8 protein-coding genes are annotated in these 12,678 nt (G+C 51.7%); 6 read left to right on the top strand and 2 right to left on the bottom strand.

Annotated elements, in window-relative coordinates; genetic code table 11:
- Positions 1-104 precede the first annotated feature (104 nt).
- The 6 genes from AC58QO_RS19490 (at position 105) to AC58QO_RS19465 (ending at position 10,316) form a co-directional block, all read left to right on the top strand.
- Positions 105-1,838, top strand: a complete 1,734-nt coding sequence (locus AC58QO_RS19490; protein WP_497268413.1) for an ABC transporter ATP-binding protein — start codon at positions 105-107, stop codon at positions 1,836-1,838.
- 232 nt (positions 1,839-2,070) lie between these two features.
- Entirely contained in the window at positions 2,071-2,904 is an 834-nt protein-coding gene (locus AC58QO_RS19485; RefSeq protein ID WP_497268411.1) for a DUF72 domain-containing protein, read from the top strand.
- 566 nt (positions 2,905-3,470) lie between these two features.
- The gene (locus AC58QO_RS19480; RefSeq protein ID WP_497268409.1) at positions 3,471-3,839 is read left to right on the top strand and encodes a Na-translocating system protein MpsC family protein; all 369 of its coding nucleotides are present in this window, start codon (positions 3,471-3,473) and stop codon (positions 3,837-3,839) included.
- A gap of 604 nt (positions 3,840-4,443) precedes the next feature.
- Complete coding sequence (locus AC58QO_RS19475) at positions 4,444-6,801, top strand: FdhF/YdeP family oxidoreductase (protein ID WP_497268407.1); 2,358 nt, start codon at positions 4,444-4,446, stop codon at positions 6,799-6,801.
- Positions 6,802-6,803: 2 nt separating this feature from the next.
- Positions 6,804-7,703 (top strand): formate dehydrogenase accessory sulfurtransferase FdhD, encoded by a 900-nt coding sequence (gene fdhD, locus AC58QO_RS19470; RefSeq protein WP_497268405.1) that lies wholly within the window; start codon positions 6,804-6,806, stop codon positions 7,701-7,703.
- Positions 7,704-7,796: 93 nt separating this feature from the next.
- The gene (locus AC58QO_RS19465; RefSeq protein ID WP_497268403.1) at positions 7,797-10,316 is read left to right on the top strand and encodes a trypsin-like peptidase domain-containing protein; all 2,520 of its coding nucleotides are present in this window, start codon (positions 7,797-7,799) and stop codon (positions 10,314-10,316) included.
- 440 nt (positions 10,317-10,756) lie between these two features.
- On the opposite strand, the gene AC58QO_RS19460 is transcribed toward AC58QO_RS19465, so the two are convergent.
- Both AC58QO_RS19460 and AC58QO_RS19455 read right to left on the bottom strand, forming a co-directional pair.
- Positions 10,757-11,566 (bottom strand): (2Fe-2S)-binding protein, encoded by an 810-nt coding sequence (locus AC58QO_RS19460; protein ID WP_497268402.1) that lies wholly within the window; start codon positions 11,564-11,566, stop codon positions 10,757-10,759.
- A gap of 285 nt (positions 11,567-11,851) precedes the next feature.
- Complete coding sequence (locus AC58QO_RS19455) at positions 11,852-12,652, bottom strand: pirin family protein (RefSeq protein ID WP_497268400.1); 801 nt, start codon at positions 12,650-12,652, stop codon at positions 11,852-11,854.
- Positions 12,653-12,678: the final 26 nt, after the last annotated feature.

The raw sequence follows: 12,678 nt of genomic DNA, 5'->3' as shown, positions 1-12,678 counted from the left end.
TATAATTTTTTTATCGTTGCGATATAATTAACTTATATTTTAACATGTATTTACGAATGATAGAAACTTTCTTTTCAAGTTTATCCCAACTCAAAGGTGATTATATGACATCAATTTTAGAAGTGAAGCAATTGTCTGTCTCTTTCTACGCTCGCGATAAAGAAGTTGAAGCGGTTCGTAACGTAAGCTTCTCCGTTCGCGAAGGCGAGACGCTTGGAATCGTAGGAGAGTCCGGCAGCGGGAAAAGTGTTACAGCACGTACGATCATGCGGTTATTGCCGTCGCCTCCTTCGATGGTGAAGGGTGGAGAGGTTCTCTTCCAAGGGCAGAACCTTGCCGATAAGTCGGATTTGGAAATGGAGCATATTCGCGGTCGCGATATCGGGATGATTTTCCAAGATCCGATGTCTTCACTGAACCCGACCATGCGCATAGGTCGGCAGATTGAGGAGAGTCTGATCAAGCATCGGAGATTTGGTAAAGAGGAAGCACAGCGGGAAGCCATTGAGATGCTGAAACTAGTCGGTATCCCCCATCCAGAAGCTCGTTACTATCAGTATCCCCATGAGTTTTCCGGTGGTATGCGTCAACGGGTGATGATTGCCATCGCGCTTGCTTGCCGACCGTCGCTGCTTATTGCGGATGAGCCGACCACTTCCCTTGATGTGACCATTCAGGCACAAATTCTGAACCAGATGAAGGTCATTCAACAGAAGCTGGGCACTTCTATTATTTTGATTACACATGATCTAGGTGTCGTAGCCGGTATGTGCGATCGGGTCGTGGTCATGAAGGATGGCGAGGTCGTCGAGACGGGCACGACAGAGGAAATTTTCTCTGCACCGAAACATCCCTACACGGTGCGTCTACTGAACGCATTGCCGAGGCTTGACGAGAAGAAGAAACCTAAACTAGTTTCCTCTGTCATCCGTTCGGCAGATGACCGTCCGTTGCTGGAGGTGCGATCGCTTAGACAGCATTTCAAACTGGGCAAGGGCCAGATCATCAAAGCGGTCAACGATATCACCTTCGATATCCGCGCGGGTGAGACGCTTGGCGTTGTAGGAGAATCAGGGTGCGGCAAGTCCACCACGGGTCGGACCATCTTGCGTTTAAACGAAGCGACAGGCGGAGAAGTGTTGTACAAGGGGATCTCGCTGAACCGGTTATCTCGCAGAGAGATGAAGACGATGCGACGCTATATGCAGATGATCTTCCAGGATCCGTACGCCTCATTGAATCCACGCATGCGCGTTGCCGACATCATCGGAGAGGCGCTAGACCTCCATCGGATGACAAGCAGCAAGTCGGAGCGGCAGTATAGGATAGAAGAGCTGCTTGAGATGGTCGGACTCAGCCCGTCTCACGCTATGCGCTACCCGCATGAGTTCTCAGGCGGGCAGAGGCAGCGGATCGGGATCGCCCGAACACTGGCGGTTGAGCCGGAGTTTATCGTCTGTGACGAGCCGCTCTCGGCCTTGGACGTCTCCATTCAGGCGCAGATCGTCAAGCTGCTGGAAGAACTGCAGCAGAGGCTGGGGCTGACGTACCTATTTATCGCGCACGACCTTTCGATGGTCAAGCATATCAGTGACCGTGTGGCCGTGATGTACAAGGGCAAGATCGTCGAGCTGGCGGAGAGCGAGGAGCTATACGCTAATCCAATGCACGCGTATACCAAGTCGCTGCTTGCGGCGATTCCGGTTCCTGATCCGGCGGTGGAGTCTCGTAAGGCGTTCGTGCCACTCATTGATTCGACGATCCAGGATCCGTACGGGCTGGATCGGTCGCGGTTTATTGAAGTGCAGCCTGGCCATTGGCTGGCTGTAAATGAATGATAACTTGTACATGAAATAGGCGTAACCTTGATGGGACGCTTCATAAAGAAACCAGCAAACACTTATGATTGTGTTTGCTGGTTTTTGCATTTCAATACATAAATGCAGCAAGCACTTAGGTAAACGCTTCCATTAATAGAGGGAACAATGAATATTTTTGGTATGGTGGAGGAGGATGTTATGATAGATGAAAGAATTGCATGAAGACAAGTGATTGCACGGGGTGATAACAATGATCAACATCGGCCTAGCGGGTTGGGGTGACCACGACTTGGGCGGGAGCAGAGGGAAGCTGGCGACGTACGGATCCCATTTCCCGATTGTGGAGGTAGATACCTCATTCTACGCCGTACAGCCTGAACGTAATTATGCAAAATGGGTCCAAGAGACACCCGCGAATTTTGGATTTATTATTAAGGCTTATCAAGGGATGACTGGCCATTTGCGGGGAGAAAATCCTTTTGCAGGCGGGGCTGATCAGATGTTCGAGGCCTTCTTGCAGTCGATCCGTCCTGTTCAAGAAGCGGGGAAGCTGAAGGCCGTGCTGTTTCAGTATCCGCCTTGGTTTGCTTGCAACAAGGCCAATGTGGATGTGATTCGGGAGGCGAAGGCGAGAATGGGCGATGTGCCACTCGCGCTGGAGTTCCGCCATCAGAGCTGGTTCACGGAGGACATGCGGGACAAAACGCTGGCCTTCATGAAGCGCGAGGGCTGGATGCACAGCATCTGCGACGAGCCGCAGGCAGGAATTGGATCCGTTCCGATCGTCCTGGAGGCCACGCATCCCGACATGACGATGGTTCGCTTCCACGGACGGAATAGCGGGGGCTGGGTGCAGACGAACGAGGCCAACTGGCGCGATGTGCGGTATTTGTACGACTACAATCCGCAGGAATTGTTGGAGTGGAAGGTGAGGTTGCTCCGCTTGCAGGAGCAGACGCGGGAGATTTGTATCATTTTCAACAACAACTCAGGTGGACATGCTGCGGGAAATGCGAAAGCGTTGATGAGCATGCTGGGCTTAGACTACGAGGGGCTTGCGCCGAGGCAGTTGGATTTGTTCTAAGGGGCATGAGTGAGAGCAACCTGAGCGCCAGCGTTCTATCGTGGAATTGTCGAAGACAGCACTGTCTGACTAGATGACTTTTGATACAATGGGATGAATGAGCAGATAAAAGGGGAGTGTTACAGGTGGTTGGAGCGGTTATTGGAAGTGTTATAGCCATTGTTATTGTTATTGGGCTGACGATTTGGATCACGAAGAAAGCTTACTCGCGCAAATGGGAAGATGAGGAATAGAGGAGTCGCAGCTGTCGAAAGGGAACGTAGATACGCTATTTCGCTGAAGTCGATTAGATGTGGTGCCAAGGGGAAATGTGGTACTCTATTTGGTCGATTTTCATCAAATAGGGCGTTTTTCGACCAAATAAGGCACCGTAGTTCCCCTTCGATATGCATTTCGAGCAATTAGCTGCAAATAGAGCATACTAGTTCCCTTTCATGGTTGGTAGCCTAAAGGAAGTGCCCAATTGATGTGGGAAGACGAATCATAAGGTGTTGTCAGGTATACGCTTTCTTGCTATGATGAACCTAGGATAAGCATGTAAACGTAAACATAGAGGTGGCTTGCCGATGAATCGCATGGAGGCCGAATTCAGTAACCTGGTGAAGGCGTATCGCAAGAGGCATATGGGCAAAGGGCCAGAACGTGTAACGACAACCTTCTGCAAAAGCTGGGCGATTTGTGAAATGGCAGGGAACCTTTCCCCTGTTGAGAAGTTTATGGCGAAGACGGGCGATGGCAGGCAAATGCTCCGCACGGCACGCACAGAAATGGTCAAAGAGATCTACAAGGATCATCCGCCTGTAGAGATGGAATCACTGCTTGGCGCCAAGTTCGTCCAGCTCTTCGTGGATATCGATATTGAGCAGGATGTTGGCATGTCAGTATTCGTCTTTGATGAGGATCTAGAGAAGAAATTTGGCACAAGAACCGGATAACTAACCGCTCGTACATCTACATATACATAAGTAAGGTGCTTGGCACTTGGTAGCGAACCTGCTGGAGACTAACCACTGTGAGACAACCCGAGACTCTTCTCGTAAGAGGGGCTTGGGGTTGTTTTGCGGTGGTTTTTTGCTTCTAGAGGGTTGAGGAGCATGGGGAGTAGAGCGAAAGGTCTAGCGTATCAGAGGGGCAGGGCGGTCTATTGGCGAGTTAGCAGGTAAAGCGTTCAGCCAGTTAGCAGCTAGACAGAATAGCTAGACAGAAGATCAAGATGCAAATGTGCAACAATTTCACGCTAGATTCCTAGTAGGGGAGGCAAGGTTGCGAATAGGCAACCTTTTGGAGAGAAATAAGCTGAAAATGCCAGAAATGGCAGAAATAGTTGCAGATTCGCACGTATTTCTCATAAACAGGTGAATTGGCGGGTAAAAAGATGCCTTTTCGCAATTATTTGTGGTGATGGGCGATGAGTGGTGCGATTGGCGAGGGAATAGATGCAAAAAGATGATACAGACAAGCAAGACAAGGGAATTCAAGACAACCTAAGCCAGAAATGGCTCGCTTAAATCATATAACCACGCATGGGAGGCGTTTCAATTGGGGAAAACGAAGCACACGGGGCCGATCAAACTGCCGTCAAAGCCGGACCCGAAGCTCTGGGTCAGCAAAATACCGTTCGGCCTCGGCAAAGTAAAACCGAAGCATATTCGCGAAACCGCTAAAATCGCTTGGCAAAATCGAGACAATCTGCCCTATGCGGTGAGGATTCTGACACAAGGCGTGTGCGATGGCTGCGCATTAGGCGTGTCGGGGCTGTACGACCAGACGCTGGCGGGGCCGCATATCTGCACGACACGGCTGAATGTGCTGCGGTTGAACACGATGCCAGCCATTCGCGAGGAGCTGCTGCATGCAGACATAGACGAGTTGAGCCGTTTGAGCTCAACCGAGCTTCGTCAGCTCGGGCGCATACCATACCCGCTCATCCGCAGGAAGGGGGAGCGACGTTTCCGACGTGCCACATGGGATGAGGCGCTGGATACGATTGCCATGAAGATGCGCGGATTGAACCCGAAGCAGATGGCGTTTTATTTGACGGCGAGGGGGATTACGAACGAGTCGTATTATGTGGCAGCGAAGGTGGCGAGGTTGCTCGGGACGAACAACATCGACAATGCCTCGCGCATCTGCCACTCCCCGTCGAAGACGGCGCTTAAGCGCTCCGTAGGCGTGGGCGCTTCGACTTGCAATTACAAGGACTGGATCGGCACGGACGTCCTTGTGTTCTGGGGCAGTGTGGCCGCGAACAATCAACCGGTCTCGACGAAGTATATGTATGCGGCCAAGCGCAAAGGGACGAAGATTATTGTCATTAACCCGTACTACGAGCCGTCGATGGAGCAGTACTGGATCCCTTCCATTGCCGAATCGGCGTTATTCGGCACGAAGCTGGCAGACGATGTATACCAAGTAAACATCGGGGGAGATATTGCCTTCATGAACGGCATCATGAAGGTGTGGTTCGAGATGGAGGAGCGCGAGCCCGGCTCCGCCATTGACCATGCGTTCGTGCAAGCACACACGAACGGCATCGAGGAGCTGCGCGCCCACGTGGCGCAGCAGGACTGGACGACGCTGGAGCAGTCGTCCGGACTCACCCGCGAGCGCATGAGCGAGCTCGCGCACTTACTAGCCCGTGCCGCTAGCGCGGTTTTCGTGTGGAGCATGGGGCTCACACAGCACCGCTTCGGCACGGACAACATCTCGCAGGTGGCGAATCTCGCCCTCCTGCGGGGCTTTCTCGGCCGCGAGCACTGCGGGCTGATGCCCATCCGCGGCCACAGCGGCGTGCAGGGATCCGGCGAGATGGGCGCCGATCCCTTCTCCTTACCGGGCGGCGAAATGAACAGCGCCGCCGACCGCAAGCGCATTGAGCAGCTCTGGGGCTTCGAGCTGCCGAGCTGGCAGGGTGACATCGTCGGTGTCACCCTCGAGAACGCGCTCCTGCCAGAGGAGCAGGAGCGGAAGCTCCGGTTGTTTTACACATCCGGAGGCAACTTTCTCGAGACGATGCCGGACCCGGAGTTCGTCCGGAACGCACTTACCAACATGGACGTCCGTGTCCACCAGGACATCATCCTCAACACCTCCACGCTGCTAGACGCGCGGGAGGCTGTAGTGGTGCTGCCCGCGATGACGCGCTACGAGCAGACTGGGGGAGGCACATCCACCTCGACGGAGCGGATGGTTTATTTCTCGCCCGAGATCGCCGGTCCCCGCATCGGCGAAGCCCGTGCGGAGTGGGACATCTACGTCGATCTCGCGCGCCGGGTGAAGCCCGAAGCCGCAGCGGGGCTTGGCTGCGGCAGTGCAGAAGCGATCCGCGCGGAGATTGCGCTGGCCGCGCCGAGCTACGACGGCATCCAGCACCTGCGGGAGCGCGGCGATGTGTTTCAGTCCGGCGGCGCGTGGCTGTGCGAGGACGGCATCTGTCCGACGCCGGATGGCCGCGGCCGGCTGCTGCCGATCGAGCTTCCGGAGCTGCGGAAGCCGGAAGGGCACTTCGCGGTTACGACGCGCCGCGGGAAGCAGTTCAATTCGATGATCTACAGCGACATCGATCCCTTCAATGAAGCAGATCGCTACGATGTGCTGATGGGGCAGGAAGATATGCGCGGCCTTGCTTTACAAGAAGGCGAAGCCATTGTCGTCTACAACGGCTATGGCAGCATGCACGGCAGAGCCAAGCAGGCCGACATCCGAACGGGCAATATCGAAGTGCACTGGCCAGAGGGTAACAGTTTGATACCCAAGGGGGTGTATGAGCCTTTTGCGGGCATTCCGGAGTATAACACGGCCGTCATCGTTGAGAAGGCGGAGACCTATCACGCACACAAAGACACGCGTTACGTCGAGAAGCGCATTTTAGAGCTGGAAACCGAAATGGAGGGGTGAACGTGGATGAGAAGGAGCTAGAACATATGGAGTCTGAAAGCAGTTCGCAGCATGAAATCGGTGAAGTCACGCTTCCCGCAAGCTCCTTACCTGCGGACTCTTCCTCCTCTCCATCACCATCAACCACCACGTGGTCTATTCATCGCTATAATGGTTCGGAGGTGCTTCCCGCAGAGGACACCATCGCGATTGAAGCGCCTTTGACAATCGTACTTAATGACGAAGAGTTCGCTACACTCGTCTACACACCATGTGATACCGTCGATATGGTTACTGGTTTTCTTGCCTCTGAAGGCATGATCCGATTCGTGGACCAGATTGAATCTCTAAGCATAGAGGAGGACCGCGGCTTCGCCCACGTGAGGCTGCGGCATCTTCATCAGCTAAGCCGTCAGATGGTGTCCAAGCGATTCATCGGCTCCTGCTGCGGGAAAAGCCGTCAGTTTTATTTTCACAATGATATGCGCACCGCCAAAACGGTGACAACTAAGCTCAGTCTGACCATTCCTCAATGCTTCCATTTGATGAGTGAGCTTCAGGAACAATCAGCTGAGTTTCGACTTACGGGAGGCTTGCATAACGCGGCGCTGTGCACGGCGAATGAGCTTCTTGTGACCCGAGCCGACATCGGCAGGCATAACGCGCTAGATAAAATATACGGACACATCCTTCGAGGGCGGATCCCGGTTCGAGATAAAGTACTTGCTTTCAGCGGAAGAGTCTCTTCCGAGGTTGTACTAAAGGCAGCCAAAATCGGCGTCGGCATTCTTTTATCCAAATCAGCGCCAACGGATCTAGCCCTTCGACTGGCTCAAGATTTAGGCATTACAGTCGTTGGCTTCATTCGGAGGGATCATTTAACCGTATATACGCATCCGGAACGCATTGTGGAATGTCAATAAAGTTACCTTTTTGTGGAAATTTTTATTGTCTCTCTATCAGAATTGTGCTAGATTCTAGCTATTGCCAACTTTTGTTAAGAGAGGAACGACACAATGGGGAAATGGACAGCTTGGATGAAAAAAGGGGGCATACCGCTGGTAGCAGCCTTCGTACTGGTGACGAGTTTGGCACAGCCCATGTCTTCGCATGTTTACGCAGCTGAAATCAATGCAGAGGTTCCGCAGGTTATCGAGAAAGCCTCGCCTTCTGTAGTTGCCATTATTGGAAAGCCATCTTCCGAGATGGACAAGTCGTTAGAGAAAAATCGCTTTAACCTCGCACACGGGACAGGTGTAATTGTGGCCTCAAACGGTGTCATAGTAACGAACGCACATGTTGTGAAAAATATGAAAAATATCGTCGTCGTAACCTCCGAAGGAACAACCTATCGTGGGCATGCCTCGAATATCGATGAGGAGAGCGATCTGGCGTTAGTCAAAATCGACGCTGTCGGCTTAAAGCCGGCAACCTTTGCCTCCTCTTCGGATATCAAAGTTGGGGAAACGGTGGCGGCGATTGGAACGCCGATCTCCTTCGCTTTACGTAACTCCGTTACGGTCGGTATTGTCAGCGGTCTGGATCGCTCGGTGAGCTCTCAGTATCAGCTGATTCAGACGGATGCAGCGATCAACCCCGGCAATAGCGGCGGCGCTTTAATTAATATGAAAGGCGAAGTCATCGGGATTAATACGATGAAATACGCCGATATCGGTGTGGAAAATCTCGGGTTTGCGATTCCTGTGGATACCGTGAAGTTTGTGTTGAAGCATTTTGAACTGTATGGCAAAGTGAAACGCGCGTATACAGGGCTAGAATTGGAAGAAAGCTGGGAGGCTGTTGTTGGCTTGCCAAGCTTGGCGGGCTTAAGAGTGTCCTATGTGGACGCGGATTCACCTGCTGCTGAAGCGGGTATTGAACAAGATGAAGTCTTGATCTCCGTCGGTCCAAGCGCGGTTAAGACGCTCGTCGATTACAACGAGGCCATTAAAACCTATCTACCAGGCCAATCAGTGGATATCAAGCTGCAATCTGGAAGTACGACGATTACCAAAACTGTAAAGCTAGGCGAGCTGCATAGCGCAGAAGCGACGTTAACCGAGGATGCCGAGGGGAGTTCTCTGGACGCGGATAGCGGCAAAACGAAGATTGGTGACAGCCATTTCGGCTGGTCGATGAAGTACCCGGCGGGTCTTGTCAAAAGACAACAATCCGATGACGGCGACTCGGTAAGCTTCGTCGATGCGAAAGGTGAATTCGCGCTTTCGATTCGCATCGATAGCGATCAAAGCGACGAGCTGTCACCATCTGCGCTGCTGAACAAAGTAGCGGGTGGTGATGACAGTGAGTACTCGGGTTACGCGGATAGCGCAACGATTCTGGAGCGTCAGTACGTGAAGCGTGCGGACAGTCCTTACGCCAAAATCGTAAGTCGTTCAGGAGAAGACGGCTATATTCAGACACGAGGCTACCAGCATGGCGGCCGCTTGTATACCGTACAATTATTCGTAACCAAAGAGCAGTACACGAATCGTTCCAAACAAAATAGCTATAATGATCTGCTCGACAGCTTTAAGCTTACTTTTAATACGGCAGATAACTCTCTGAAAGATATTTCTGTGTTCAATTCCGATGATGTGACGTACACCAGTGAGTACGGGTTATCGATCGATTTGCCTGCGGATTGGGAGCAGGATCATCGGGGAAGTACGTCCTTTTTCAATAAAGATTATTCCCAAACACTCCATGTCAATGTGACCTCGGCCTCTTCAGGTGATACCCTTCAGGACTGGGTGGATCGGGAGATTGATGAGTTTGAAGCGCAATATACGGCGAATTATCGCCGTGTAGATAAGCCTGTTGAAGTCACTGTGGACGGTGTTCCGGCATGGCAGGTAGGCTTCGCGAGCTCCTTGGGGGACGAGTGGAATGCGGGGCGTTCGCTCTTCTTCATCAAAGACAAGTACAAATATGAAGTGCAAATGACCTATCCGCAAGATGAGCATGGTGATGAGCTGGAGAAGATTTGGGATAACGTGGTGGCGTCTATCTTCGTGGATAAAGAGACGATGGATGGCGAGCTCGGCTTTATTCAGGATCTTGACGAGATTGCTGATCCGAATCGCACAGCGCTGTACAAGAACGAGAAATTCAACTATAGCTTGCGCATCCCTGAAAATTGGACAACGAACCGCCCTTACGATGGCAACGATCAGGCGACGAAGACCTTCAACTTCACAGGCGGTTACTTGCGTGTAGAGACGGATAGCAAAACAGCTTACGCCGAGGTTTTGAAGGATGCCGAGGACGAGCAGAAGGAAAGTCATACGAATGATAGTGACTATACGTACACGTCAGAGGATGTTACGCTGTTCGGTGATGTGAAAGCGAAGAAGTACAAGGTTAGCTATTCAAAAGAGCATATCCCGTATACCGAAACGGTGTATTTGTTTAATCGCAAACAAGTCACGTACACGGTGACTCTTCGTATTGATGCTGCGGTCAGCACGGATGCGAATGTAGCGCGGTTGGAGAAGGCGTTTGCTTCGTTCAGCTTCGTGAACGGTGCGAAATAGAGCCTCGCTGGTGCGAGGGGGAAAGCAGCGGGATTCCGCTGCTTTTTCTGTTTTCTGGATGCTCAGCTAGCTGTGCCGACTCCCACATCGTTGGCTTGGAAGCTGGCGAGAATTTCTCATGCCACTAACTGTGGTACCCATTATGCGGATACTCCTTGGATGCGGAACGTAAGTTCGCTATTTAGTGGAGAAGGAGCTGTTTTGGGGTTAAAGGGAACGTAGAGACGCTATTTTCCACTTTGGGTGGGTTTAGCGACGTTTTTTGAATAAAAAAGGTACTGTCGTTCCGCTTCGAGACCATCTTCGTGATTTTAGCTAAAATAGGGGATCTACGTTCCGTTTCGCGGGCAGGGTTGGGGGCATGTACTCAAGAGATTGCTTCCAACTAGACTGAAAACCAAAAGCCCCCAAGAAGGCTCTCGGGGGCTTTGATCTTTTACTTAACCAGCAGTAGCTTGCTTATTTTTGATCTCAATGAACATTTCCTCGCGCTGTGACTCCTTGAGGATTGGGCAACTGAAGCACTTTGTTCCTTCTTCGCGGCGGTAGTACATGCAACAAGAGGAGCGCATTAGAATTTTCTTGCCTTCTTGGTAAGGGCTGTCTATGTACTTCGGCTCATGGACGAAGGGATGGACCTTGCGGCCAAAAACGTCCGCCGTCAACTGCTTCGTCAACACCTCATAATCAGCAGTGAACTGATCGCGAACCTGGGGGCGCGGGTCATTTTCCATCACATAGTCACGAACGAACGTCATTCGCGCCGCAAATTGGTTCCAAATCATGGCTTGATTCACTTTCGCTTGTTCAGCGATGACTGTAATCACTGGTGTGATGAGGTTGGAGAATAGCTTGCGCATCTCCAATTCAATGAAAAGATCACGATCTTCCGTTGGAACTTCTTTCCACTCCAGATTTACAATTTTATATCCAACATGCGCATGGTCGCCATGATTCTCGATTTCAAGTGCAATATTGTCTAATTCGAAATGTAACCATTGATTATACTGGGCAAGGAATAGCTGGATTGTAGCCACTAGGTTGAACAGCGTCAATCCCAAGTACGACGCAGAGATGTCCAATCCTTTGCCGCGGAGCAACGTTTGCCCTTGCTGCAGGATGTCCAGCATCGTCGGTCCATCTAAAAGCTGCCGTCCAGGGATGTGCAGGAGGGGTTCTTTCATTCCTTTTGGCGAAATATGAAAGTACATTTCAACTAGCGAGAAATCGACGTTCGTTTCGATGGGCATCGTCAGCACGCTCCAGTTTATAATAATGATTATCGTTATCAATATAATTTCTTTGATCATACAAGATGCATGACGAAAGTGTCAATTTGCTTTCTTCCATAAAAGGAAGGTAGATTATGGGATTAAATGGAAAGAGTACATGTAATTTGATCTGATTTCATAGAAGGGTGTTTAGATGGAGAAACCCAGTTATTCGGTGGGCAAGGGCTGGCTGGTTGGGGAAAGTAGACCCAACAAAACACCCCCCATCCATATGGATTGGGAGGTGCAGCTAGAGACGGAGATTTACTTCCGATACAGTGCGTACCCTGGATTCTCCGGCACGTCGATGGCAATGATCCGTAGGCCTTGCTCATTGCCTGCACGCAGGTTAAGCGCTTCGCCTTCTCCTGTCGTTTGCACCACAACAAAATCCTTGTGGGACAGGGTCTTCCGCTCTTGCTCTTGATCTTTTTCTTGCCCTTGCCCCACCGCGGCAACGGCGCCTGCCCCCTCCCCGCGAATCACCAGGAATGCGAGCCTGCGTCCCAGCTCCAAATCGTAACTGAATGCTGCGCCAGGCTCAAACTCCCAGTCGTACATCCGTACATCGGTATCGAGCTGGATAGGGGCGTCCCCGCCGATCACGGCTTTCAGCGTAGCGCCAGCCTGCTCATTAACGGGAAACTGTTCATGATTGTACTGGTTGTACGTGGCTGGCTTCTTCACGGTCTCGCTCAAATGAGGCTCGAACCAAATCTGCATCGCCTCACTGCCCGCTCTGCGGAAAGCCTCGGAATGGTAAACACCCGAGCCCGCCTGAATCACTTGAGCGCCGCCGTTCGTCACGGTTTCCAAGGAACCGAGGGAATCGCGGTGCTCCACGAGCCCGTCGATCACGTACGTAACGATCTCGAACGCTTTGTGCGGGTGCATGCCGATTTCCGATACATCGGATGCTTTGCCCCAAGCCCAGTAGAATAAAGGGCCGACACGGTCTACAGCTGTCTTTTCGCCAGGGAAGCTGATCGCCCGTTGTTCAACGAATTTGCCGCCATCAAATGCACCTACGCCTTGTTCATTAGCCGGATATATATGAATACTCATGTGAATCACTCCTTAACTATATATTA

Source organism: Paenibacillus sp. J31R30 (genome assembly GCF_059692115.1).
The sequence above is the reverse complement of the archived record's forward strand: the minus strand, read 5'-3'. Positions and strand labels throughout refer to the sequence as shown.